This is a genomic window from Blautia sp. MSJ-36, assembly GCF_018917985.1.
In the GTDB taxonomy this organism is placed as follows: domain Bacteria; phylum Bacillota; class Clostridia; order Lachnospirales; family Lachnospiraceae; genus Blautia_A.
In genome coordinates, this window is the sequence record NZ_JAHLPQ010000030.1 from 12,070 (window position 1) to 39,034 (window position 26,965).

20 protein-coding genes and 1 pseudogene are annotated in these 26,965 nt (G+C 44.8%); 6 read left to right on the plus strand and 15 right to left on the minus strand.

The features are described 5' to 3' along the window. Window positions 1-10 precede the first annotated feature (10 nt). Both KQI39_RS14790 and KQI39_RS14795 read right to left on the minus strand, forming a co-directional pair. On the minus strand, window positions 11-907 hold the full coding sequence (locus KQI39_RS14790) for a carbohydrate ABC transporter permease (protein WP_216419262.1): 897 nt from the start codon (window positions 905-907) through the stop codon (window positions 11-13). A gap of 11 nt (window positions 908-918) precedes the next feature. Then, window positions 919-1,857, minus strand: a complete 939-nt coding sequence (locus KQI39_RS14795; protein ID WP_216419264.1) for an ABC transporter permease — start codon at window positions 1,855-1,857, stop codon at window positions 919-921. A 271-nt stretch (window positions 1,858-2,128) separates the two neighbouring features. On the opposite strand from KQI39_RS14795, the gene KQI39_RS14800 reads away from it, so the two are divergent. Together KQI39_RS14800 and KQI39_RS14805 are read left to right on the plus strand one after the other, a co-directional pair. Beyond that, window positions 2,129-3,154, plus strand: coding sequence for a LacI family DNA-binding transcriptional regulator (locus KQI39_RS14800; protein WP_216419266.1), 1,026 nt, complete (start codon window positions 2,129-2,131; stop codon window positions 3,152-3,154). A 178-nt stretch (window positions 3,155-3,332) separates the two neighbouring features. Beyond that, entirely contained in the window at window positions 3,333-5,168 is a 1,836-nt protein-coding gene (locus tag KQI39_RS14805) for an amylosucrase (RefSeq protein WP_216419268.1), read from the plus strand. A 180-nt stretch (window positions 5,169-5,348) separates the two neighbouring features. On the opposite strand, the pseudogene KQI39_RS14810 reads toward KQI39_RS14805, so the two are convergent. From KQI39_RS14810 to KQI39_RS14820, 3 genes and pseudogenes are all read right to left on the minus strand, one after another. Then, window positions 5,349-6,503 (minus strand): annotated as a pseudogene (locus KQI39_RS14810) (FprA family A-type flavoprotein); the annotation flags it as partial. A 141-nt stretch (window positions 6,504-6,644) separates the two neighbouring features. After that, a complete protein-coding gene (locus KQI39_RS14815; RefSeq protein ID WP_119248168.1) occupies window positions 6,645-6,809 on the minus strand; it encodes a cupin domain-containing protein in 165 nt (54 codons plus the stop codon). Between the two features lie 126 nt (window positions 6,810-6,935). Then, the gene (locus KQI39_RS14820) at window positions 6,936-8,024 is read right to left on the minus strand and encodes a hypothetical protein (protein ID WP_216419272.1); all 1,089 of its coding nucleotides are present in this window, start codon (window positions 8,022-8,024) and stop codon (window positions 6,936-6,938) included. 202 nt (window positions 8,025-8,226) lie between these two features. On the opposite strand from KQI39_RS14820, the gene KQI39_RS14825 reads away from it, so the two are divergent. From KQI39_RS14825 to sstT, 3 genes are all read left to right on the plus strand, one after another. After that, complete coding sequence (locus tag KQI39_RS14825; protein WP_216419274.1) at window positions 8,227-9,582, plus strand: MATE family efflux transporter; 1,356 nt, start codon at window positions 8,227-8,229, stop codon at window positions 9,580-9,582. A 49-nt stretch (window positions 9,583-9,631) separates the two neighbouring features. Continuing rightward, a complete protein-coding gene (locus KQI39_RS14830; protein WP_216419276.1) occupies window positions 9,632-12,142 on the plus strand; it encodes a YfhO family protein in 2,511 nt (836 codons plus the stop codon). 159 nt (window positions 12,143-12,301) lie between these two features. Further along, window positions 12,302-13,510 carry a serine/threonine transporter SstT gene (gene sstT / locus KQI39_RS14835; protein ID WP_216419278.1) on the plus strand — a complete coding sequence of 403 codons (1,209 nt, stop codon included), beginning with the start codon at window positions 12,302-12,304 and terminating at the stop codon, window positions 13,508-13,510. Window positions 13,511-13,631: 121 nt separating this feature from the next. Here the strand turns inward: sstT and KQI39_RS14840 are convergent, their stop codons facing one another. From KQI39_RS14840 to KQI39_RS14855, 4 genes are all read right to left on the minus strand, one after another. After that, window positions 13,632-14,261: a metal-dependent hydrolase gene (locus tag KQI39_RS14840; protein WP_173762911.1), complete on the minus strand. Its 630-nt coding sequence runs from the start codon at window positions 14,259-14,261 to the stop codon at window positions 13,632-13,634. A gap of 193 nt (window positions 14,262-14,454) precedes the next feature. Beyond that, window positions 14,455-15,963, minus strand: coding sequence for a 4-alpha-glucanotransferase (gene malQ / locus KQI39_RS14845; protein ID WP_216419280.1), 1,509 nt, complete (start codon window positions 15,961-15,963; stop codon window positions 14,455-14,457). Between the two features lie 70 nt (window positions 15,964-16,033). Further along, window positions 16,034-16,891, minus strand: coding sequence for an endonuclease/exonuclease/phosphatase family protein (locus tag KQI39_RS14850; RefSeq protein WP_216419282.1), 858 nt, complete (start codon window positions 16,889-16,891; stop codon window positions 16,034-16,036). A gap of 74 nt (window positions 16,892-16,965) precedes the next feature. Continuing rightward, window positions 16,966-19,194, minus strand: coding sequence for a PTS transporter subunit IIBC (locus tag KQI39_RS14855; protein ID WP_216419284.1), 2,229 nt, complete (start codon window positions 19,192-19,194; stop codon window positions 16,966-16,968). Between the two features lie 402 nt (window positions 19,195-19,596). Between KQI39_RS14855 and KQI39_RS14860 the strand changes: the two genes are divergently transcribed. Continuing rightward, window positions 19,597-20,616 (plus strand): LacI family DNA-binding transcriptional regulator, encoded by a 1,020-nt coding sequence (locus tag KQI39_RS14860; protein WP_216419287.1) that lies wholly within the window; start codon window positions 19,597-19,599, stop codon window positions 20,614-20,616. Window positions 20,617-20,747: 131 nt separating this feature from the next. Here KQI39_RS14860 and KQI39_RS14865 read toward each other — a convergent pair whose 3' ends face one another. From KQI39_RS14865 to KQI39_RS14890, 6 genes are all read right to left on the minus strand, one after another. Beyond that, window positions 20,748-21,230 carry a GNAT family N-acetyltransferase gene (locus tag KQI39_RS14865; RefSeq protein ID WP_021975851.1) on the minus strand — a complete coding sequence of 161 codons (483 nt, stop codon included), beginning with the start codon at window positions 21,228-21,230 and terminating at the stop codon, window positions 20,748-20,750. Next, a complete protein-coding gene (locus tag KQI39_RS14870) occupies window positions 21,220-22,524 on the minus strand; it encodes an MATE family efflux transporter (protein ID WP_216419289.1) in 1,305 nt (434 codons plus the stop codon). The genes KQI39_RS14865 and KQI39_RS14870 overlap by 11 nt, the downstream gene beginning before the upstream one ends. Window positions 22,525-22,654: 130 nt before the next feature. Further along, complete coding sequence (locus KQI39_RS14875; RefSeq protein WP_216419291.1) at window positions 22,655-23,659, minus strand: U32 family peptidase; 1,005 nt, start codon at window positions 23,657-23,659, stop codon at window positions 22,655-22,657. Window positions 23,660-23,675: 16 nt separating this feature from the next. Further along, window positions 23,676-25,076, minus strand: coding sequence for a hypothetical protein (locus KQI39_RS14880; protein ID WP_216419293.1), 1,401 nt, complete (start codon window positions 25,074-25,076; stop codon window positions 23,676-23,678). An 86-nt stretch (window positions 25,077-25,162) separates the two neighbouring features. Next, window positions 25,163-26,035, minus strand: coding sequence for an FKBP-type peptidyl-prolyl cis-trans isomerase (locus tag KQI39_RS14885; RefSeq protein WP_021975855.1), 873 nt, complete (start codon window positions 26,033-26,035; stop codon window positions 25,163-25,165). Between the two features lie 72 nt (window positions 26,036-26,107). Next, window positions 26,108-26,833: a metallophosphoesterase family protein gene (locus KQI39_RS14890; protein WP_216419295.1), complete on the minus strand. Its 726-nt coding sequence runs from the start codon at window positions 26,831-26,833 to the stop codon at window positions 26,108-26,110. Window positions 26,834-26,965 lie beyond the last annotated feature (132 nt).

Below are 26,965 nucleotides of genomic sequence, written 5' to 3' on the forward strand. Positions count from 1 at the left end.
CCTCCAGTCATCAACCTTTTACAGAACCAACCATGATACCCTGATCAAAGTATTTCTGGAAAAACGGATACATGATCAGAAGTGGTAAACTTGACACAATGATGGTTGCATATTTCAGAAGCTCTGCCACCTTTGCCATCTGTGCCGTGCTCTGGATATCTGCGATCATTCCAGGCTGCGGTGTATTCTGTACCAGGATAGAACGAAGTACCAGCTGTAACGGCTGCAGCTTCGCATCATTCAGGTAGATCATGGCATCAAAGTAGCTGTTCCACATTCCGACAAAGGACCACAATGCAAGTACCGCGATGATCGGTTTGCACACAGGCATCATGATTTTGAAAAAGTGCTCGATCTCTGTAGCGCCATCAATAGCAGATGCCTCTCTCAGCTCCTTCGGGATAGACTGATAATAGGTTCTTGCCAGGATCATGTTCCAGACATTAAATGCACCCGGAAGCAAAATAGCCCAGATGGTATTTACCAGATGCAGCTGATTGATCAGGATAAATGTCGGGATCATTCCGCCGCCGAAAAACATTGTGATAAGAAAGATCACATTGAAGAAGTTTCTTCCTACAAATTCTTTCTTTGACATCGGATATGCTGCCAGCAATGTTACCAGAACAGAAATGATGGTAAACACTACGGAATAAAAGAAAGAGTTTGCAAATCCTCGCCAGATCATATTGTTTTCAAGTACTCGTCTGTAGGCATCTACCGTCCATTTTCTTATATCCAGGCTGATTCCCTGGCTGTTGAGAACATTGGGATCCATAAAAGATGCGATCACTACATACAAAAGCGGAATCAGGATTGAAAGTACAAATGCGCCCAGAAGCACGTATCCGATTCCAAGAATCGCTTTATCAGATGCCGTATATTTCTTTTTCTTTGCTGTTTCCATACAAGCGCCTCCTATAATCCTTCTCCATCGTTAAGTTTCTTGACTACCCAGTTTACAAATATCAGCAGAATTACATTGATCACGGAGTTAAACAGACCCACGGCTGTGGAATATCCGTAATCACCATTAAGAAGACCGATCCTGTATACATATGTAGAAAGGATCTCTGATGCCGGAAGGTTCATATCTGTCTGCAGTGCATATGCCTTTTCAAAACCGATACTCATAATATTTCCGGCCTGAAGGATAAACTGGATCACGATGATATTCTTGATCGCAGGGAGCTGAACATACCAGATCTGCTGCAGGATATTGGCTCCGTCCACAACAGCTGCTTCCTCCAGGTCTTTGCTGGCATTGGAGAGTGCTGCAGTATACATGATCGATGACCATCCGGCTGTCTGCCAGATTCCACTGGCTATGTAAATGGTACGGAATGCTGCCGGCATAGTCATCCAGTTTGCATCAGAACCGATCAGTTTATTCAGTGGGCCAACCGGTGAAAGGAACATACGGACCATACCACAAAGTACGATAACGGAAATAAAATTCGGTGCATAGATCAGAAGCTGGATCTTTTTCTTGATTCCGGCTCTCCGGATCTGATTCAGAAGCAGTGCCAGAATGATCGGGATCGGAAATCCCCATAATAAGCCGTAAATACTAAGTTTCAGAGTATTTACAAGATAATTCATAAAATCCGGTGACGACAGGAATCTCCGGAAATATTCAAGGCCCACCCACTTACTTCCGAATATACCATCAATAACATTGTAATCCTCAAATGCGATCAGCACACCGCCCATCGGTACATATTTGAAGATGATGGTCAGAAGCAACGCCGGCATCAGAAAGAATACATATAGCTGCCAGTTCTTCTTTACATACTGCAGTTTCTGTGCACAGGTCCGTTTCCCTGTAGAAACTGCTTTCGCAGAACCCTTTTTCATTTTTTTTCCTCCCTTTTTTATGTTTTCGCTCTTTTTGAAACCGGTAAAGTAACCGGTTACTTTATAAGCTGATACTACTATATCCGGCCTCGTATGTCAACCATTTTCAGATGATTTCCCCAAAAAAGTAACCGGTTACTTAACTGGTTATTTTTTTATTGCTATTTCAGGCTGATATTGCTATACTGAAATGGAATAAACATATATTTACGCTTTGTTTTCACTATACGAAGCTTACGTAATTCAACTGTAAAAGGAGACTATTTTATACATGGCTAAAAAACAGGTGACATTCGCTGACATCGCAGAATACACTGGTTTTTCCAAGACTACAATTTCCAGATATTTTAATCATCCGGATTCTCTCACCCTGGAAAACCAGGAAAAAATCGCCAGAGCTCTGGATGAGCTTGGTTATAAGAAAAATAAGCTTGCCAAAGTCCTTGCCAATGGAAAAAGTGAATTTGTAGGGATCATTGTACCAAATCTCTATCTTCATTATTATTCCGAAATGCTGACTCAGATTCTCAGGAGCTATTCTGATTATCACTATAAGTTTCTGGTTTTTGTAAGCGACGGTGGCCCTGAAAAAGAAATGCAGTATCTGGACGAGCTGATGGCATATAAGATCGAAGGGCTGATCGTTATGAGCCACACCCTTCCTTCTGAAAAACTGGCATCCTACAAAATCCCGGTTATTGCCATTGAGCGTGAAGCGGAGCATGTCTGCAGTGTCACCACGGACAACTATATGGGATCCACGCAGGCTACTTCTCTTCTGATCCGTAACAAATGTGATGTGCTGATCCATATCAATGTGCATGTACCGCAAAACATTCCCGCCTATGACCGTATCCGTGCATTTGAAGACACATGCAAAGAGCATAATATTCCTTACGAGCTGAATCTTAACGTTCAGGGTGATTCCTATCAGGAAATCTTCGAGAAAATGTGTATGATCTTTCAGGATATTGACAACAAATATCCCCACCAGAAAAAAGGCATATTTTTATCCAATGATACTTACGCAAACATGTTTCTCAATCTGATCTTCCAGAAATATAACTGTTTACCGGAAGAATATCAGATTATTGGTTTCGATAATTCACCGATTGCTGCAGAATCTATCATTCCCATCACCACCGTTGGACAGCAGATTGACGTTATTGCACAAACTACCATGGAGCTTCTTGTCGAGCAAATGAATGAAATGAAAAAAAGAAAACCTTCACCCCTTCAGAAGCCAGTCCATAAAAAGATTACGCCTGTACTGATACGGCGTGAAACCACAGATTGATGAAATAATTTTTTCATTATAGATAAATATAACATTTTTCCATATTCCATAATAATGCAAACATTCATACAACCATAGCTTCGTGCTATAATCCTTTGGAAAAATGTTATACAGAAACCAAAAGATTCTTCAGGCTGCCACGCCCGGAGGCTTATAAATACAACTCAGGGAGGAAATCATGAAAAAAGATCAGGAAATTTTTCAAGAACGTTTAAATCATCATCACGACGAGCTTCGCTGGCTGTACACAGAGCTTTATCACAATGGCGATATGTTTGCAGAACTCTGCGATCAGATGTACCAGTATTTTACAGCACGCCGCCGGGCTCTTAAAAACCGTGATCTCGAAAGAGAAAAAAATCCGGACTGGTTCCGCCAGAAAGATATGCTTGGCATGATGCTCTATATTGACAACTTTGCCGGCAACATTAAAGGAGTTTCCGCAAAACTTCCATATCTGAAAGAATGCAACGTGAACTGTCTTCATCTGATGCCTTTCCTGGATACCCCGAAAGGCCGTTCCGACGGTGGTTACGCAGTTGCGGATTTCCGCAAAGTCCGCCCGGATCTTGGTACCATGGAAGATCTTTCCGCCCTTGCTGACAAATGCCACAAAAACGGAATGAACCTGTGTATGGATTTTGTTATGAACCACACTTCTGAAGATCACGAGTGGGCAAAAAAAGCACGCCAGGGTGACGGAGAATATATGAGCCGTTACTTCTTTTACAACAACCGCGAGATTCCGGACGAATACGAAAAGACCGTACCGCAGGTATTCCCTACCACTGCTCCCGGAAACTTTACCTGGCTTCCGGATATCGGTCATTATGTCATGACTACTTTTTATCCTTATCAGTGGGATCTGAACTACGGAAATCCCCGTGTTTTCAATGAGATGATGTACAACTTCCTCTTCCTTGCAAACCAGGGAATGGATGTGATCCGTATTGACGCGGTTCCGTATATCTGGAAAGAGCTGGGAACTCCTTGCCGTAACCTGAAACAGGTTCACACCATCGTCCGTATGATGCGTATGATCGCTGAGATCGTCTGCCCGAGTGTTGTTCTTCTGGGCGAGGTTGTTATGGAACCGGAAAAAGTTGTTCCGTACTTTGGAACCGTGGAGAAACCGGAATGCCATATGCTTTACAATGTAACAACAATGGCTACAACCTGGAACAGCATTGCCACCCGTGATATCCGCCTTCTGAAAAAACAGATGGATATTGTGAACAGCCTTCCGAAGCAGTATACTTTCCTGAATTATCTCCGCTGCCATGACGATATCGGCTGGGGACTGGATTTCGCCACTCTGAAAGACTGGGGCATGGACGAGCCGGCCCACAAGCGTTACCTCAACGATTTCTTCACAGGAAAACATCCGGGAAGCGACAGCCGCGGAGAGCTTTATAACGATGACCCGGTAACTCAGGATGCCCGTTTCTGCGGAACCACTGCTTCCATGTGTGGAATCGAGGCTGCACTTTTTGAAAAAAATGATGAGAAGCTGGAAAGAGGTATCCGTGAAGATCTGATGCTTCACGCATATATGCTTACTCAGTCCGGAATCCCAATGCTTTACAGTTCCGATGAAGTTGGCCGTCTCAATGATTATTCCTATAAAGATGATCCGGACAAAGCAGCGGATTCCCGTTATATCCACCGCGGTGCTTTCCAGTGGGATCTTGCGAAAAAACGGAAATCAAAAACTTCTGTTGAGGGCCAGATCTTCCAGACTCTTAGTCGCATGGAGCAGATCCGCCGTCAGGAATCTGTTTTTGACAAAGACTGCGATGTGTATACATATGATGTTCATGATGACAGTATTCTCTGCATTCTCCGCCAGAAGGGAAATGAACGTTTTATCGGAATTTTCAACTTCAGTGACAGTGAAAAAACTGCATGGATGCAGGAAGAAGGAACCTTCCGTGATCTTATTACAGGACAGACTCTGGAGCTTAAGGATGTGGTGCTTCCGGCTTATGGATTTATGTGGTGTAAAAGGGTTTAATGATCCCGGGGCAGTTTCCAGGATCATGAAATCACAGACTTACCTTTAATTTGTTATTTATGTAAATAAAAAAGACGTGACCTTACGGATTGATGGAAAAACATATCCGTTCCGGGTTCACGTCTTTTTATTATGTTATATCTTCAGTTTCTTCTGCATATGCCTGGCATTCAGAAATTACTTGCAGAGTTCCTCTGCCATCGCATCGATCTCTGCTACATTCTCATCACTAAGAGAGGACATAATCTTCACATTATTCTCAAGCCATGTAATGTTTTTGCTCTTCTCGAACATTCCTTTCATGACTTTAGCTGCGGTAGGTGCCCAGCTTCCGTTTTCAATAAGGCCGATGGTACGGTTCTGGTAATTACGCTCTGTCAGGTTCTCGATGAATGTTCTCATGAACGGGAAAGCCTCTCCGTTGTATGTAATGCTGGCCAGTACCAGTTTACCGTAGCGGAAAGCGTCCTCCACTGCCTCTGCCATATCTTCTCTTGCAAGATCGCATACAACAACCTTCGGGCAGCCTTTTTCTTCCAGTTTCTGTGCGAGAAGTTCTGCTGCTTTCTTTGTATTTCCGTATACAGAGGTGTAGGCGATCATGACGCCTTCATTCTCTACTTTATAAGAAGACCAGATATCATATTTCTCCAGGTAATGTCCAAGATTCTCGGTGAGGATCGGTCCGTGGAGCGGGCAGATAGTCTGAATATCCAGAGTTGCTGCTACTTTAAGAAGTTTCTGTACCTGCGGGCCGTATTTTCCAACGATTCCGATATAGTAGCGACGTGCTTCGCAGTCCCAGTCCTCTTCCACATCAAGGGCTCCGAACTTACCGAATCCGTCTGCGGAAAACAGAACTTTATCTGTGCTGTCATATGTGACCATAACCTCCGGCCAGTGTACCATCGGTGCAAATACAAAAGTAAGAATATGTTTTCCAAGTGTCAGGCTGTCACCGTTGGCTACGATATGTTTCTTTCCTTCCAGGTCCATTCCACGGAAGAAGTTCTCCATCATGGTGAAAGTTTTAGTATTGGCAACAACGGTTGTATCCGGATATGCTTCCATGAAGTTTTCAATATTTGCGGCATGATCCGGCTCCATATGCTGAACTACAAGATAATCCGGTTTCGCGCCATCCAGAACTTCTGCTACTTTTCCCAGCCATTCTTCTGTGAAGTTGGCGTCTACTGTGTCCATAACTGCGATCTTCTCATCTTTGATCACGTAGGAGTTATAGGACATTCCGTTTGGTACTACGTACTGTCCCTCAAACAGGTCTACCTGATGGTCATTTACACCTACATAATAAATATCATTTCCGATTTTCATTGTTACAGGATCCTCCTTGGTCTGCTGTATTTTATATTTTCATTATTTCTGAAAATACTGTCTCATTGCTATCATTTATTATACCATTGTTCATACTGAAAGCAATGTTCAATCCATAATTATCCAGTTCATTATTCCGTTTTATTTCTCGATTGGAAATACAACAGTCAGAAGCATCTTAAAACGCTCTACCGCATAAACTGCATGAGGAATGGTTGCCGGCATTACCAAAGCTTCGCCTGCTTTGCAGACATGTTTTACACCACCTACGGTAAATTCTCCAACACCATCCAGAACCGTCACCATGGCATCCCCCCTGCCTTTTTTCTATCCCGATTTTACCATTTTTATACCTGTTATATAAATAAAAACAGCCTTCCACAAGCAAGCTTGCTCTAGGCTGTTTTTACTTACGTCTTCTACTCTAAACTGTTACAGAATATATTTCCGTAACGCACTTCGAAACTCTCCGATCCTCTGCTCGGCAAGTTCTTTCAGTGTGATGTTCTTCATGCTCTCGATATACCCCTGCTCCTGGCGGTAGAGCCATTTGGTGTCGGCGGGGCGAATTTCCTGGTAGTGGTTGTGAGCCAGCCATTCTTCGTAGCTGATCGGTGTCGGATAGCCAAGTTTCTCGTCCAGAAGCTCCTTGAAATCGATCTTGTCCGCACGCTCCAGGATTCCCTCCCAGAATTTCAGTACTTCCTCTACATGCTCATGGATCTCATAACGTCTTGCGCCGCCATCGTAGATAATACATTTCTCAAAAAGAGGGCTACACATGGAAAGTGTCTCTCTTCGAAATTCCGGTGCAACGATTCCGCCCTTCCAGTAGAAGTCAACATCCGGAAGATTGATCCCGGAAACACCTTTATCCTGATAGGTGGCAAAAATCCCCTCATAAAATACCGTGATAAATCCTTCAAACTCCGGCCAGAACTCACGGATCTCTTTTGTCAGGTTCTCAAGAATATCGATTCCCTTGGTTCCACCAATGGTAAAGATGATAATATTACGAAGTTTTGTTCCGTGCTCTCTGTAAAAATCAGTCACATAACGGAGACAATGGATCAGAGTTTCACCACTTGCGATGATATCACCGATCATCAGCGTACTGTCCGGAACCATAGTCAGTTTGCTGTACTTGATCTCAAGTCCGGTCATTTCATCTTCCGCAAAAACACGCTCGCTGGAAAGGAAGCTAATATCATGGACACGGATATGCTCTTTATAACAAGCCTCCTCAAGAGGATAATTCAGTGCACCTCTTAAAATAGAAAGAATATTTGCAGTGGTAACCTTCTTCTGCTCCTTCAGATAATAAAGCATCTGGCAGGTAGACGGGATCAGACAGTTATAAACCTCATATCCAACCACTTCCGGTGTGTTCAGAAGCTTTCTTGTCTCTGCCTCTGAAGTGATATAATATTCGTTTACATAATTTCCGCCATCAAGACGATAACAGGCAACACCCTGCTCATTAAACTCCGGTACCAGACGTACATTGTCCCAGTTATTCATGTGTATTTTTCCCCTTTTTTCAAAGACTTTTCGATTTTTCCATATCTCTCAACAGCTTATGATGAACCATCGGATATGTCAAGTATATTCTGCCTGAAAATTATTTATTTTACGGGGTTTTCCCCTCTTTACAAACCTTTTTCAACAGAGTATTGTATAACCTGGATGAAGGAATTTTATATACTTTTTATGAGGTAATTTTATGTGTGAAAATAAAAAAAAGAAATCTCATTCCATAGAGATGACTTCCGGTTCTCTCTGGAAAAATATCCTCCTCTTCAGCCTTCCCCTGATGGGGTCCCAGGTGTTGGAGGTTCTTTTTAACTTAAGTGATGTTGCGGTTGTGGGACGGTTTGCGGACTACCTGGCACTTGGAGCTGTGGGTTCCACAACGCTTCTGGTCACTTTGTTTACCGGAATCCTGATCGGCATGGGAGCAGGTGTCAACGTCCGCGTAGCCCACGAACTTGGCGCCGAAAATAAAAAAGGTACGGAAGAAACCATCCATACCTCGCTTCTTCTCTGCGCCATCGCAGGCCTTCTGGTCTGTATCATCTGTCTTCTGTTTTCCGGGCAGATGCTGGCCATGATGAACACGAAACCGGAACTGATCGACCAGGCTATTTTATATATGAAGATTTACGCTCTGGGTATGCCGGCCATGGCTGTATACAATTTCGGTAACGGCGTCTTAAGCGCCCGCGGCGATACGAAACGACCACTGATCTATCTTTCCATTGCCGGAGTGATCAACGTTGTTCTGAATCTGTTTTTTGTTATCGTCTGCCATATGGCTGCCGCAGGCGTTGCAACTGCCAGTGCGCTTTCCCTGTATGTGTCCGCGTCTCTGGTTATGATCCACCTCCTCCGGAGAAAAGACGAATGCCAGGTATCCCTGCGTAAGCTCCGCCTTCACCCGAAGGCCTGTAAAGCTGTACTGCTTCTTGGTATTCCCACAGGTCTTCAGAACGGAATCTTTGCCATCGCAAACCTGTTCGTACAGACCGGTGTCAATTCCTTTGATGCGGTAATGGTTTCCGGAAATGCAGCTGCCGCAAATGCCGATGCCCTGATCTACAATGTCATGTTTTCTTTCTACACGGCATGTGCAAGCTTCATTGGACAGAACTGGGGTGCCGGAAACAAAAAGCGTATGCTGAAATCCTATGGCGTCAGCCTTACCTATGCCTTCATCGCAGGCGCGATCCTTGGCGGACTGCTTCTTGTTTTCGGGCCGCAGTTTCTGTCACTGTTTGCTACAGAACCGGCTGTTATTGATGCCGGTATGCAGAGGATCCGGATCATGGGATTCTGTTACGCCTTCAGCTGTTTTATGGATGGCAGTATCGCGGCTTCCCGTGGCATTGGAAAAAGCATTCCGCCTACCATCATTGTTATCCTGGGTTCCTGCGTATTCCGTATTATCTGGATCTATACGGTGTTCGCACACTTCCAGACCATTTCCGCACTGTATCTTCTGTATATTTTCTCATGGGGAATTACAGGATTTGCGGAAGTTCTGTTCTTTGCTTTCAGTTTCAGAAAAATCCGGACATGAACGCTTCCTTACTTTTACTGATTTCAAAACTATCTGAAGGAGAAAACGTATGAAACACAAACACCATATAAAAAGACTGCTGCACCCTGCTGCAGCAGTACTTTTTACTGCCTTTATTATTACAGTCGCACTGATTCGAAGCCACATTTATCCCTTTGGGGAAAATCTCCTCGTATACAACGACATGCAATATCAGTATACGGATTTCTTTTTGTGGTTTTCCAATGTCCTTCACGGAAAAGATTCTCTGATTTATTCTTTTCATTCCGGTCTCGGTGGAAGCACCCTGGCTCTTTTTGCCTATTATCTCGCTTCCCCGCTGAACCTGCTGGTATATTTTGTTGACTCCGCACACATCGGAGAATTTCTCACTCTCCTGATCTGCCTAAAACTGATCCTCTGCAGTGTTACTTCATATATTTATATCAGCCGCCGTTTTCAGCCTGCGCCTTTATTTCGGATTCTTATTTCCGTATCCTACGCACTGATGGGTTACAACATTCTTCAGTGCAGCAATATCATGTGGCTGGACGGAGTAATTGCCGCACCTGTCATTGCACTTGGAATTTACCGGCTGATTTCCGGGAACAGACGAAGCCTTTATTTTTTCTCCCTTTTTTATGGAATTCTTACCTGCTGGTATACCGGATATATGCTCTGTCTTTTTGCGGTTCTGTATTTTTTATTTGAAATGTTTCTTCATTATGAAAAAAAATCTCCGGTATTCCGGCAGATCCTTAAGACAACCGGTGTTTTTATCTCCACCTCCATTCTCAGCCTCATGGCTTCCGGAATTCTGTTTATTCCCCAGGCCATTCATATGCTGGAAGACGGAGAAGAATTTGATCTTTCCATATTTAAGCCGGCATTTGGTTTTTCCTATCTGGAAGGATTCCGGGATTTCTTTCTGGAACCGGATGTTCTCACATGGAACGAGTATATCCCACCGGTATACATCGGATCATTTGTCCTTTTTCTGACAGTCCTTTTTCTTGTTGCAAAAGGCCCCAACGCATTTCGCAAAAAGCTGGCTGCTGCTTATTTTTTCGGATTTATTCTGATTTTTGCATTCCGCCCGCTGAATTATATTTTTACGGCATTTCGTATTCCTACTTCGCATACCTATCGTTATGCATTTATATACGGTCTTTTTATGATTGCCATAGCAGGAATGTGTGCCGGTGAAATCCGTTATATCCGTCAGAAATATCTGATTTTTGCCGCACTGATCATTGCAGGCACCGGAATGATTTTTGACATGATACGTCCTTATGGAAACCAGAACCGTCTGTATTTCAGCTGCTTTGCCGCACTGATAACCGGAATCGGTCTTATTATAAAGAAAAAGCCCCGCAGAATCGCTGCACTGCTTTCTGTCTGCCTGCTTCTTCTCTGTACCACTTATGAGTTTTCCTCAAAAATGCAGATGATTTTTTCAGATCATACAGAAAATGTACAATGGTACCGCTCCTATACTGCCACAATGAAAGAGGAGCTTGCGGATCTGATGGACAGTGACCAGTCTCTGTACCGTGTTGACAAAAACTTTTCCAGGACTCCCATGCGTGGAGCAAATGAATCTCTGGCACTGGGATACAGTTCGGTTTCCAACTATACTTCTACCAACAATGTAAAAGAAGCCGTTTTTCTCAAAAAAATGGGCTACACCAACGATACCACCCTGGTTCCTTACACTGCCAATCTGGTTATGGATTCTCTCCTTGGTGTAAGATACATTTATTCCAGAGAACCCATTACCGGCTGTGAACAAATCCGTCAGGACATTCTGGACGGCATCAATCTTTACCGCAACCCTTACGCACTCCCCCTTGGCTATGCCGTAAACAATCCGGAAACAGCTGAGGATTATGGTACAAATGTATTTGAAAATCAGACTCTGCTGTGCAAACACCTGTCCGGACAGGGAGACGGTCTCTACACCAATGCCGAAATCCAGTCTCAGGATACCGATGGAAATTCATGGACCTCCTGGGAACTTAAAGTTCCTGCTGATGGCGCCTTTTACTGTTATTTTTCCAATGAAGCAAATAATACAAATATTGAAGTCAACGGCCAGTATTTCAAAACCAATCCCTGGTATGAAAATCCCATTCTCTATCTGGGAGAATACAAATCCGGCGATACGGTAACCATCCGTCTTCTCAATGATGAAGGCAATTATAAAGACGACTACGGATTATGCGCGGCAACTCTGAATACACAGGTTCTGAGAAATGTAACCGATCTTTTACGCAGCCGTTCCTGTACCATACAGAAAATGGAAAAGGGCGAAGTGCTGGCAGAATATGATGCCGCTGATAATGAAACACTCCTGCTTACCGTTCCTGATGAAAACGGATGGGATCTTTATATCAACGGAAAAAAATCCACAAAATATCAGACAGAAAATACCTTTATCGCTGTTCCGGTTTCCAAAGGCCATAATACCATCCAGCTGCGTTACCATGCACCTGGATTACGTGCAGGTATTTTTTCCAGTGTTCTGGCTCTTGGACTTTTTTCCTTCCTGTCACTGTCACGAAACAGAAAAAAACATTGATATATAATTACTTTTTTCGTGATTGTTGTACATTTGTCTTTACAAGACGGACAAAATTGTATATAATCATTACATTGTGCTTTTACGTGATGCAGTATTAGTATTACATCTCAGAACAGTAAAAGCATTCTCACACAATAGGAAAGAGGAAAAGTAGTTATGAAAAACCTGATTCAAAAATGGAACAGCATCAATCTGATCAAACGTATCATCTGCGGTCTGATCGTTGGTATCATCCTCGGCCTTGCAATCCCGCAGGCTTCTGTGATCTCCATTCTCGGTGACCTGTTCGTCGGTGCTCTCCGTGGAATTGCTCCGCTTCTGGTGTTCTTCCTGGTAATGAGCTCTCTGTGCCACATGGGAAAAGGCCAGAAAACAAACATGAAATTCGTCGTTGTACTTTACCTTCTTGGAAATGTACTCTCAGCACTGGCAGCCGTTATCTCCAGCCGCCTGTTCCCGATTATGCTGACTTTTTCCGAGAATACCAATACTTCCGATGTCACTCCACCAAGCGGTGTTGCAGAAGTCCTCAAAAATCTTCTGATGAACATTGTTTCCAACCCGGTTGACGCACTTGTGAACGCAAACTATATCGGTATCCTTGCATGGGCTATCATCTTCGGTATCGCACTGAAGGCCGCAAGCGAAACCACAAAAAATGTCATCGAAAACATTTCCGATGCAACTTCCACAGCAGTAAGATGGATCATCAACCTCGCTCCATTCGGTATCATGGGCCTGATCTTCACAACCATCTCCGAGCAGGGACTTGGCGTACTCTTAAGCTATGGCCGTCTGATCTGTGTACTGGTTGGAACCATGCTGTTTGTAGCACTTGTACTGAATCCGATCGTTACTTTTATCTGCACACGCCAGAATCCATATCCGCTGGTTCTTCGCTGCCTGAAAGACAGTGGTCTCACCGCATTCTTCACAAGAAGCTCTGCAGCCAACATTCCGGTAAACATGGAGCTCTGTAAAGACCTTGGACTTGATGAGGATACATACTCCATCTCCATCCCTCTTGGTGCGACCATCAACATGGGTGGTGCTGCGATCACAATCTCCATCATGGCTCTGGCAGCTGCACATACCCTTGGTATCAGCGTAGATTTCCCGACCGCTCTGATCCTCTGCATCCTGGCTGCTGCAAGTGCGGCAGGTGCTTCCGGAGTTGCCGGTGGTTCTCTTCTTCTGATCCCCATGGCCTGCAGCCTTTTCGGAATCCCCAACGACGTTGCCATGCAGGTAGTTGGTGTCGGTTTCATCGTAGGCGTTATCCAGGATTCCTGCGAGACAGCACTGAATTCTTCCACAGACGTACTTTATACAGCATGCGCCTGCAAGATCAGAAAGAAAAAATAATCACACTTACATATGTTAATTTGTAAAAAAAGAGCAGATCTTCCACAATTGGAAAATCTGCTCCTTTTTTGTCTTAACCTTCAATTCCTGCAATATCTGCACTCGGTAAATAAGATATCCTCTACATCTGAAAAAACTTCCAGCTCTCACCCATCCGCACAGCCAGATACACGATCTCAAAAATCACCGCCACAGATCCCAGTTTGAAAAGCAGTGAGTCAACAAAGCCCCCTGCCTTGCAGAAATCCAGCGCAATTCCTCCTGGCAGCGGATACAGAATCCGGACCCGTTTCCGGTTAAAACAGTCCAGTATCAGATGGGACGCAAAGCCTGTCACAAAGTAGGGTACCAACTGTACAGATACCATGGAAAGCGCTCCGCTTAAAATGGCCATGGCCATAATGGAATGCATAAACGACCGGTGCGGTTGATTTTTTCCAAAGGCACAGACTGCAATAAAAATAATAACCCCCATAGCTACCGGTGCCATGGACTGGTCATTTCGGATCTTTTCCCAGATGGAAAAATCATAAAAATAATTCAGTGCGATCTCTGCTGCCACAAGCAGTACCGCGATCAGCGTAATCCGGTCCGCATCTTTATGGGACTTGGAAGTTCCCACGTCAATGTCACTGATCAGCGCTCCAAGCATTCCTGTTCCTGCGGCAAGTACCAGACCGGAAACTGTGGAGGGCTGTGTAACTGCTAGTACCGTTCCAAGTCCGACTGCCGCGTGTGTTTTTCCTGTCATAATTCTCCCCTTGCTGTAAGCGGATAAAATCATCCGCATTCGGTTAAAATAAGACAGCTGTCAGCCTCCCCTTTACTGACAGCTGCCTCCACGAAACAGCATTATATCACACAAAAAACTACGATTCTATCTAAAATCTTTCCACTCTCTTCCACGTCCCGTTTAAACGGAATATACTTCATGAACGTTCCTTTTAATCGGACCAGTTCATCCGTCCATAACGAAGTGTCATTCCATGTATCTCCTTCTGAAGTTTGATCGTCAGCTCTCTCTTACGTATTCTCCACTTCCAGTTCTTTCCTACTGTGGACGGCTGGTTCATTCTGCAGCTGTTATCCAGCCCCATGTAATCCTGCATGGGGATCACACAGAGTTTTGCACTACTTCGCATAACCATACTGATAAAACATTTGTACAGATCTTTATCCGGTGTCCAGTTGTCACAGAGATAATCTCTGGCAAGCTTGCGCTCTTTTACCGTAATACTCTTCCACCATCCGGCAATGGTCTCATTATCGTGGGTTCCTGTGTATGCCACGCTGTTCTCCGGATAGTTATGCGGAAGGTAATCGTTGGCACATCCGGAATCTCTGGAGTCAAAAGCAAACTCCAGGACTTTCATTCCCGGGAAACCGCTGTCATGGACAAGCTGGCGAACGGAATCTGTTACATAGCCAAGATCCTCCGCAATGACCTGCTTCCAGCCAAGGGCCTGCTCCACTTTGCGGAACAGATCGATCCCAGGGCCTTTTTCCCAGTGGCCGCCAATGGCATTTTCCGCACCGTATGGAATGGAAAAATACTCATCAAAACCACGGAAATGGTCAATTCTTACCACATCATAAAGACGGAATACATAGCTCAGTCTGGAAAGCCACCACTGATATCCGGTATTTCTGTGATAATCCCAGCGGTACAGAGGATTTCCCCAGAGCTGTCCGGTTGCGGAAAATCCATCTGGCGGGCATCCGGCTACCGCTGTCGGTACATTCTCCTCATCCAGCTGGAAAAGCTCCGGATGAGCCCAGGTATCCGCACTGTCCATAGCTACATAGATCGGAATATCACCAATGATCTGGATGCCTTTTTCGTTGGCATATTTTTTCAGTTTCATCCACTGTTCATAGAATTTAAACTGCATATACTGCTGGAATTCAATATCAAAATACAATTCTCTGCGGTAGTAATCCATGGCATTTCCCCAGCGGAGACGGATATCCTCCGCCCACTTGGTCCACTCCACACCGCCGAACTGGTCTTTCACAGCCATAAAAAGTGCATAGTCGGAAAGCCACCAGTTATTCTCTGCCACGAATCTCTGATAATCCTGGTTCTCGCTGATGTTGCTGTTCTCGTAAGCTTTGCGGAGAAGTTTGTAACGTCCTTTGTAAATCTTCTCGTAGTCTACGCTGTCCGCTCTTTTTCCCCAGTTGACTTTCTCGCAGTCCTCTTTTGTAAGAACACCTTCCTCCACCAGCGCCTTCAGACTGATAAAATACGGATTTCCCGCAAAGGTGGAAAAGGACTGATACGGAGAATCTCCGTAGCTTGTAGGACCCAGCGGAAGGATCTGCCAGTAGCTCTGTCCCGCTTCTTTCAGCCAGTCCACAAAATCATAGGCGCTTTTTGAAAAACATCCGATACCGTACTCTGACGGCAGGCTTGTGATCGGCATCAGAATGCCGGCTGCTCTTCTATTCATAACTTTTTTCTCCTTATTTTCAGCCCTGCACATTTCTTTCAGAGCATCTTATCTGTTTATATGATATGGTTTATTTCGTTGTAATCATAACTCCACAGTGGTCAGAAACCACCGGATATTTTTTTCCGTTGCAGATTACTTCGGAAGTAAGGATTTCCCTCTTTTTGCTGCTGAAAATATAATCCAGTCGCATCCGGCCTGTTTTCTGCTCTGTTTTTCCGGTATCGCTGTCACGCCAGCCGTCGATCTCTTTTTCTACGGTAAAACCTTCGTCTTTTGTTTCTGCTGCTTTAAAAGAATCCTGCCAGCCACTTTCTGTGACAAGGTCATATCCCTGGTTTCTTACATTATCCGGGCTGTTGAAATCACCCATAAGCCAGATCGCAAAATCCTCTTTTTCATAACTCCGGAAAATTTTTTCCATGGAATCCCACTGTCCTTTGAATGGTTCTTCCTCATCATTCCACCAGCCCATGTGAACAGTAAAGAACCAGTCCTCACAGCCACTGATCTGGACACCCAGCATTTTTCTTGTCTTCCAGTTTTCATAATCGTCTGTTCTGCTGATACGATGTTCTCGGACTATCTCTATGGGCTTTCTGGTAAGAAGTGCCATTCCCTCATCGTATTTTCCGTAGCCGGTTTTTGCGGAGATCCAGGTCCAGTAATAATAGCAGTCCATTCCCCGGAGAATTTCCGCCAGGATCATGGCATGGTTATCACTTCTGATGGGGCGGTCAAATCCACTGCACCGCACATACCCGGGAAGCATCACATCCGGAAGTGCACTTGCATTCTGGGACTGGTTGACCTCTTGCAGAGCTACCACATCCGGCAGCTCCTGCTTGATTACCTGTGCAAATTTTCTTGTTTTGCTCTCATAGTCCGGTTCCACCAGACTGTGGGTATTTAATGTCATAAGTTTCATTTTATGCCTCCAACTGTATCCATTCCCAGGGCAGATATTCTTTCGGGGAAAAATTTTTCCTGTGTCCTGATCTGTTATAAAATGTCGTTAATATCTGATTTCAGCACATCCGCTTTCGGTCCGTACACTGCCTGGATCCCGTTATCTTTTTTGATCAATCCCAGGGCACCTTCTGCTTTCCATGCCGGAAGCTCCGCAACCTTATCAAGATCTTTAACTGTAACACGAAGTCTTGTCATGCAGGCATCCACGAGAACGATATTTTCTCTTCCACCCAGAAGTGTAATGATGCGCTCTGCCTGTGAGTTTCCGCCGGAAGTTTTGCCATCTGCGGAAGCTGTGGAAACAGACGCGCCCTCTTCATCATTACTGTCTGTGTAATTTCCAAGACGTCCCGGTGTGGCGAACTTGAATTTTCCGATCATAAAGTACGCAACAAAATATCCGATCGCAAAGAATACGACCACACAGATCACAAAGTTGATCACATCTCCCGCAAGTCCAGCTTTCAGACTCATCGGAATTCGTGTGATAAACTCCAGGTTTCCAAAAGAATGAACACGCAGATGAATGATTCCTGCCATTGCAAATGCACATCCCTGAAGAACTGCATATACAATATAAAGGGGCAGTGCACAGAACATAAACATAAATTCCAGCGGCTCAGTTACACCGGTAAGGAATACGGCAAGTACCGTTGAGAAAAACATGGAACGGTATTTGCTCTTCTTGTCTGCATCAACTCTGCGGTACATGGCAAGAGCGATTCCAAGAAGAAGTCCGGTTGCACCGATCATCTGGCCGACTTTGAAACGGGCAGGTGTTACGGTTGTAAGCAGGTTCTGGTATGCTGCCATATTTCCAGCATCTTTGTAGTTGATAAGGTCTGTCACCCATGCAAGCCACAGCGGGTCCTGACCAAAGACTTCTTTTCCTGCGTTGATTCCGGTTGCAATGGTATAGGTTCCACCAAAAGATGTATAGTTCATAGGAATGGTAAGCATATGGTGCAGTCCGAACGGAAGCAGCAGACGCTCAAGGGTTCCATATACAAACGGTGCAAGGATCGGTGAAGTATCGGAAGAATTGGCGATCCATACACCAAAAGCATTGATTCCGGACTGTACCACCGGCCATACAACTGCCAGGATCAGGGAAATGATCACAGACCAGAGGATACATACCATCGGTACAAAACGTTTTCCGTTGAAGAAGGATAAAGCATCCGGAAGTTTTCGGTAGTTATAATATTTATTGTAGATTACACCGCCGGCAAAACCGGAAATGATACCCACAAAAACACCCATGTTCAGGGCCGGCATACCTAATACAGAAGTAAAGTAGCCGTTTACAAGGATCTCTTTTCCAAAGAGAGTGTGTGTTACCGCATTTGCGTCATTGAGCATTGCGGAAGTAACACCAAATACAGAACCTGTGATCTGGTTGATCAGAATAAATGTGATCAACGCCGCAAAAGCACCGCCGGCACGTTCTTTCGCCCAGGAACCACCGATGGCGATTGCAAACAGAATATGCAGGTTATTGATGATGGCCCATCCGATGTTCTCCATGGTACTTCCCACAGTGAGAACAAAGGACATATCCGCACCTGCCATCTGTACCAACTTACCAAGACTGATCATCAGTCCGGCTGCCGGCATGACGGCGATAACTGTCATAAGCACTTTACCAAGTTTCTGGAGAAAATCAAAGTTAAAATTAAACTTTTTCTTTTCTTTTTTCTCTGGTTCGGATGGAGTGGTTGTGTCTTTGTTTTCAGCGTTTGCAGTTGATGACACTGCTTCCACTTTTCCGGTGTTCTCTTCTTTTGCTGCAAGCATAAGCACAGCTGTCTTCCCGGCTTCTACCGCACCTTCCGCACATTTCATATCCTGATCATCAAGATCGGAGCAGATCAGTACCGGTGTGATAGGATTGATATTTTTTTCTGCCAGGTATGCAAGATCTACCTCTGCTACCAGGTCACCTTTTTTTACCTTGTCTCCTGCTTTCACATGGACTTTGAAACATTCCCCTTTCAAGGATACGGTTTCCAGTCCTACATGAACCAGAAGTTCCAGTCCGCTCTCTGTTGAAAAACCATAGGCGTGTCCTGTCTCCGCAACAGATTCCACTTCGCCGTCTACCGGGCTTACGATCTTCCCATCTTCCGGAATGATCGCAACTCCGTCTCCCAGCACTTTCCCGGAAAATACCGGATCCGGAACCTGATCCAGAGGCACTGCTTTTCCTGTCAGCGGTGCGTATACTACTGACGGATCTTTTTCTTTCTCGCTGCTCATTACTAATCCTCCCTTTTTCTCCTCGTGGCTGCAATCTTGTGCATTTCTTATGCAATCGTTTGCATAAATTATATGTTCATTTTGCGTAAAACGCAATGCATTTTTGGTTTTTCTACTTTTCTTACAATTTTTATGTTCTGTTTTTGTGCATTTTTATATTCTAATGTGTGGTTTTTTATTTTAATTCCTTTTTAAATACGTTGATTTTTAGATTATTCTTGTATTAAATGGAATTTCAGACAAAAAGAGCGACAAACTTATTGCGTGAATCTATGCAATATGCAATGCAATTTATTTGACAGTATCCTGGTTATGAACTACAATACCTCTATAACGCATAACCGGAACCTGATCAGACAATACTTCTGCTTTGATCCGGTATATCCATAAGGAGGCAATTTTATGGCAGTAACCATCAAAGATGTGGCAGCTCTGGCCGGGGTGTCCCCTTCCACTGTTTCCAGAACCTGCAAAAATAATCCATCCATCAGTGAGGAAACCAAGGAACGTGTACGAAAAGCCATGGCAGAACTTGGCTATGAGCCGAATTTCCAGGCCAGCAACCTGGCTACTCAGATTTCCCGTTCCATCGGTATTATCCTGCCTCCGTCACCGAAAGAAACTTATGAGAACTCTTTTTATCTGGAGGCGCTCCGTGGAATCAGCCACTACTGCAACGCCCATCAGTATATCAGCACTATCGTCACCGGTCAGAATGAAGAGGAAATCCTGACTGCGGTCCGTTCCATGTCCAGAAGCGGTAAGGTGGATGGATTTATTGTTCTTTATTCCCGTGTGAACGACCCTGTCATTGATTTTCTTTTCAGTGAGGGACTTCTCTATATCCTTATCGGAAAACCGGCACAGTACACGAACCACACGATCTATATTGATAACGACAACCTTCTGGCTGGTCAGGAAGCCACCGAATATCTCTATGCACTGGGCCACCGGAAGATCGCATATCTGGGTGTCGATAATTCCCTGGTCTTTTCCGCAGACCGAAAAACAGGCTATATGGCGGCTCTTCTGAACCACGGACTGACGGTACAGCCGGAATACTGTATTGAAGTTCCGGGGGCATCCCAGAATGAATTTCAGGAGCTTCGGAAGCTGCTTACCAGCGAGGATCGTCCTACCGCCATGCTGGTCAGTGATGACATCCTGGCACTTTCTCTGGAGCGGATCTGTATGGAGGCGGGGATTTCCATACCGGAAGATCTGTCCATCCTTTCCTTTAACAACTCACTGTTTGCCAGACTGACCTCACCCCAGCTGACTTCCATTGATATCAATTCCGGACAGCTTGGAATGGAGGCAGCTACGCAGATGATCAGCCATATTGAAAACCCGAACCTTCCAGCTACGAAGATCATTGTGCCCCATCATCTAATTGAGAGGGACAGCTGCCGGAGGATTTAAATGCCTCTGTCGGCGGATACATTATCTTAAACATGATCGAAGCACTTGCGATTTATACAAAAATATGCACCTCCCTTACTGGTTGTTCATCAATACCCAGTCTGAAAAGTGCATATTTTTTTCAATTCTTTCTATAATGCTTTCTCATAACACCAGTACATATGTCCCCAGAGTTCGCACTCTCCCACGCTCTCAAAATTCAGCTTATCGTAAGAACGGAGCGCTTTTACATTATCTTTTGCAACAAGGAGATGCACGGCCTGATATCCCCGGTTCTTCAGTTCTTCCATCACGCCCACGAGAAGTTTCCGGGCAATTCCCTGGTTCTGAAATTCCTGGTATACTCCCACCCGAGAGACTTCCGCCGACGGCACCATGGTTTTCGACCAACATGTGAGACATTCCACGTTTGGATCATCATCAATGGAAATCACACCTATGATATTCCCGTCATCGTCCCGCATACAGAACAGGGCATCTCTGGAAAAATCAAATTCCACTTCTTTTTCTGTTGGATAATCTTCTGTCCACACACAGTAGGGCGTCCCCAGCAACGAACGATATAATTTTAAAACGGTATCTGCCTCTTCTTTTCTTACACGATCAAATTTCATTTTTTAATCCTCTTTTCTCCCCTGCCTTCGCCAGCACAAGAAGTACGACAAAGGTAATGATCTCCGAGCTCAAAAATGAACTCCACACTCCGTTGATCCCAAACAGTCTGGAAAGGATCACCGCACTGATGGCAATGGCGATCACTCCACGCATAAGAGATCCGGTAATTGCCGGAACAGCACGGTCCACTGCCGAAAAATATGCCACCAGCATAATGTTGATCCCTGCGAACAGGAATCCCAGGAAATAAATCCGCAGTCCCACATGGGCATAATCCAGAAGCTGCTGATTATTTTCACTGTTAAAAACAGCGATCAGGTTGTCCGTAAATCCCCACACCACCAGAATCGTCACCGCTTCCAGCACTGCACTGGCGATCAGGCTCCAGCGAAGCAGGCTTTTTACATGGTCACGCTGTCCTTCTCCGTAGCTTTTGCTGATAAGAGGCTGTGCTCCCTGTGCCAATCCGTTAAAGATGGACATTGCAACAAGAGAAAGATTGGCCACCACTCCATAAGCTGCCACGCTTACATTTCCCGCAATTCCAAGAAGCAGCATGTTAAAAATGATCATAATAATCGCTGAGGAAAGCTCTCCCACAAAAGCCGAAATTCCAAGCTGACAGCAGGAAACCAGATGACGGATGGAAGGCCGTACCCACCGGAATCCCACGTGATTCTTTTTCCCCAGGTAATGGGTGGTACAGATGGCCATGGTGATCGCAGGGCTAATGGCTGTCGCCAGTGCCGCTCCCGCAAGTCCCAGCTTCATAGGAAACATAAAAATATAGTCAAACACAATATTAAACATACTGGCAGAAATCGCGCCGGTCATGGCTGTGGACGTTCCCTGATCGTTTCGGGCAAACGCGGTAAACGTATAATTTGTCATAAACAATGGTGTAGTGATCAGCATGATCCGGAGATAGCTTTTTCCAAGGGCAGTCAGACCCGCATCTGCGCCAAGAAGATGCAGAAATTTCTCTGGTGCAAAAATACCTGTGATAATAAAAGGCACGCTGCACAGAACGCTCCAGAAAACGGACTGGAGAAAATAATGATCCGTGTCCTCACCCTTGGCTCTGTTGATCCCGAATCTGGTAGCTGAGCCGATACCGATCATCGCTCCAATGGCATAGACTACGCCATACACCGGAAGGATCAGATTCAGAACTGCCAGCCCGTCCGCTCCCGAATGAACCGATATAAAAAAAGTATCCGCCAGAATATAAACCGATATCCCGATCATACCTGCAATACTCTGAAAAATATATTTAAAAAACTGTTTCAGCATAAATTCGCAATATCCTTTCCTGATTTGGTTCTTTTACAGTAATTTTCGAAAGCGTCAACGCTTCCACTACTCCTAATATTATAATACCCCACTCAGGACTGCAACTCCAACCAAAAAATATCACACTACATTAGCGATAATAACACTTTCCGCTGCACCCATTGGGAAATACTGTACATTTTATCGTACACTGAAATTCTTCCTCATTTTCTGCTGTTTCCAGAATGTTCAGCGCCTTTCGCAAATTCCGGATATCTTTTTCCATGTGATCCACATAATTTCCACGGCCGACCAGCTTGAGATGGGTAATCCCCGCCTGCTTCATCCTGTACAGAGCACACAGGCCACAGCCGGTTTCTCCGCAAAGATAGTCTGTGTCATCATAAGCAGATGGATCTGGTTCCCGCTCCCAGACCTGCGCCTGAAGATCCCGCATCTTTTCAGGAATAACATCATCATCCCGCACAGTACCCAGCCAGTAAGGTACCCTGCAAAGATATCCCATCTCATCACAATGCAGAGAATTGCAGAATGCTCCCGTAAACTGGCACATTTCATTGAGCACAAAAGCTTCGAATTCCATCCCATTTTCCGGCCGGATGCCTGCCTGTTTTTCTGCCTCTCTTTCTGATGCAATCACGGACTGCATATCCTGGAATGTATTTTTCCGGTGAAAAATTATCCGCTTCAGCGGAAAACGCCGGAACATTTTTACCATCTCACTGTTCACTTCCCCTGTCTCTCCGCTGAGATGGATCTCGCAGGAAATCCCCCTTTTTTTCAGATAAGCAAGAAGCGCCGGATCTGCAATGATATAACTTCGAAATCCCAGTTTCATGCACTGCTCTATGATATCCCCGATCTCCGGATACTGCTCTGGAAGATAATACAGGGAATTGAAGGTGAGATGTACCGGTTTTTTATATTTTTTCACCATATGGGAAAGGATCTCCAGCTCACTGTATGCGCCAAGCTGCACATTATAACAGAGAACTTCCCTTCGGTTTAACGGCATTACCGTACCGTATTTTTCCGCCCAGGAAAACGGGACATAACCGCAGAAAAATTCATCTGCTCCTGCCTGCACGAAACGTTCATATTCATCTATGGACCCTAATCCAGCTGTGATTTTCATAGTTCTTTCCTCCCCGTCACAGATTCACAACAATGCGGTCCGGTTTTATGCCCTTTATTTTTTTCCACATTTCCGGTGACTCCAGAAGTGTTTTATCCACACCGAACAGAGAGTTATACCGTCCCATCATGTGTAAATGTTCCGGGTAAAGCAGTGCGTATTTTTCGCAGAATTTCGGACAGTGTTCTGCAAGCTGCTGCGTGCCACGGTCCCCTGTAGTGCACAGGGCATACAGCGGACAATACTGGGAAGTATTTGTCTGATAAAAAGGCAGATGAAGGCTGTTTTTCCCCGGTGGGAACTCCTGTGGATAACCGCAGGATTCCCATTCATATCTGTGGATATGAAACTCTTCCGCCAGAAAATCCCGGTAAAACTCCGCATTCAGACTGTTCTGCTGAAACAATGAGATATCACCGGATTTATATTTCATCCGCGGATCTTTTTTCCGTTTATTGAGCAGTGTCCCAAAAACAGGACACAAATGAGATGTTTTTCCATGAAGCATTTCCGCCACGGCCCAGTCATTAACTACGATTTCCACATTCATCCCATGAATACAGCACCAGTTATCCACTTTTTCCAGAAGTTTTCCCACAGAAGGAAGCATAAATTCCCGGATATAAGAAAATGCCAGCGTGATCTCCAGTCCTTCCGATCGCATTTTATCCATAATAGAAAAAAGCTGTTCTTCTGTGGGAAACAGGTTATGGCAAAACTGATTTCCAATATAAAATCTCTCCGGTGTCCGGCCTGCAAGCCAGCTGTGAGTGAGATAATTCTTTTGCCAGTAAGACGCCAGAAAATCCTTTAACGGCTGACGCAGATATTCTTCATACAGAGAAGTATTGTTCAGTTCCAGGGCAAACTCTGTTTCTCTATCCCAGAATAAGCCTTCTACACTTTGATCTGCCTCCGGAGTTCGTTTTATGGCACTGGAATTCTCTCCAAACCACAGCTTCTTCTGCTCTTCCAGGCTCTCACAATGCACCTCATCCAGTTCCGCAGGATAACCGGTCAGTGCCTTCGCCAGCTCTCCATCATCGCCCTCCAGTTTCAGGCGGATATATCTATTGTACTGTCCGGCCAGACGCTGAACTTCTTCCATATAGTCTTTCTGTTCTACTCTCACAGAATATTCCCTAAAAAAAGAAACTCTATTTTCCTTTTTTCCATTCTCCTGATCCTGTACGCACCACTCTTCCGCTGCCGAAGTCCTCGCCACTGCGTTCATTTCAAACTTCCGGATCTCCACCTTCCGATACCCGGCTTTTTTCATATCATAAAAACAGATCAGAAACCGCTCCGGCTCCGGACATTCCTCTGCAAGTCGAAACCGGAATCCATTTTCTCCCAACTCTGTGATCCGTATTTCTTTACTGTCCATAAAACCGGACAGCAGTCCAAATGGTATCATAGAAATCCTCACCGGAAAACCCACCTTCCTTCAGACAAAAAGAGAGATGCCATATGCTCCCATACAGCACCTCCCACTGTTTCTGATTATTTTACTTCTACTAATTCAATTCTGAAATTCAGCTCTTTACCTGCCATCTCATGGTTGGCATCAAAAGTAATGGTCTTTTCATCTTTTGCGTTTACTTTAACCGGGAATGGCTGTCCGTACTGGTTGGAGAGATATACCTGCTGTCCTACAGTAAGATCCTCAGAACCTGGAAGCTGGGCGATCTCAAGAGTAAAGATGGCATCCGGATTCGGCATTCCGTAAGCTTCTTCCGGCATCAGATGCACATCTACCACCTGTCCTACTTCCATGTTTGCAACTGCTGCGTCAAAGCCTTTGATCATCTGACCGGCTCCGCAGATGAATTCCAGCGGCTCGCCACGGTCATAAGAAGAATCGAACTGTGTTCCATCGTTAAAGGTTCCTCTGTAATGGGTACGGCAGGTTTTTCCAACGTTAGGACCTGTGATCGCCGGCTGGGAACCACATCCGCCGCCACAGTTTCCACAGGAATGTCCTTCCTCATGACCGCCGCAGGAGTGTCCATCTTCATGGCTTCCGCAGGAATGTCCCTCCTCATGATGATGATCACAGTTCACACCGGTAGATACCAGCTCACCTTTCAGATAAGCCTCTACAGCCGCATCTGCATCACCCTGTGCTCCGGAACATAACTCAATACCAGCCTCAGCAAGTGCACTCTGTGCTCCACCGCCGATTCCTCCACAGATCAGAACGCTGATTCCCTGCTCTGCAAGAAGTCCTGCAAGTGCACCATGTCCGGTACCATTGGAACCGATCACTTCACTGGAAACAACCTTGTTATCCTCTACCTCGTACACCTTGAAAAATTCCGTTTTTCCAAAGTGCTGGAAAATATTTCCGTTGTCGTATGTTGCTGCAATTTTCATTTGTAAAACCCTCCATTAATCAGATATATGTCTCATTAGTATAGCCCGTTACCAATATAAAAGCAAGGATAATCACCAGATCTTTTTTCCCGTTTCCATATCTACAAGATCCAGATAGACCACACGGAACTTTTCGCCAAATTCCTGATCTCTGTGCCAGTGCCCAAAATACCACCGGGTCAGTGAATCATATACCGTCTCACTTACATACTGCAGATAATTCTGCAATTGCCGTTCTTCCATCGCCGAGTGATATCCCCCAAGTGAAGGTATAAGATTTAACGGACAGGTATGTGTAATCACATAATCTACCTTATAGTCACAGGCCTTAAGATTTTTATTTCCATTCTCATAATCTTCCTCAGAGGGAACTTCTTCCTTCCAGTAACTTTTGTTCAGAGTACGATATGCCCTGTCTATGGAAAAAGCTCCTCCAAAACAAAATATCCGTTTCCCTTTCAGAGAGAGGACTTCTCCTCGAAGAACATGAATGATTCTGCTTCGGATCATATGAACTCTGGCGTTATTCCATTGTTCAACGGGGAATTTATTCAGCGCACGGTGATTCTCATGATTTCCATCCGCAAAAATAACATATCCGTTTATTTTCTGAAGAAACTGATCTACATCATCCAAAAATACATGCTCATCTCTGTTATCCCAAAATACAAATCCAAAATCTCCGGCAACAAATAATGCATCTCCCTCTCGAAGCTGTCTGGCAATCATCGTTAATGCCGCAGTGTCACCATGTAGATCTCCGGTAATAAGCAATCTTCCTGACATTTCTGTTTCCATACCGTTTCACCTCCTAGTATAATAATGATGTAGTCAATCAAGACTACTTGGTTAATAAGTTTCTATAAATCAGATAACAGAAGAAGGGGTTCTTCCTTCATCAGATGTTATCCGTAATAATGATCATGTCTG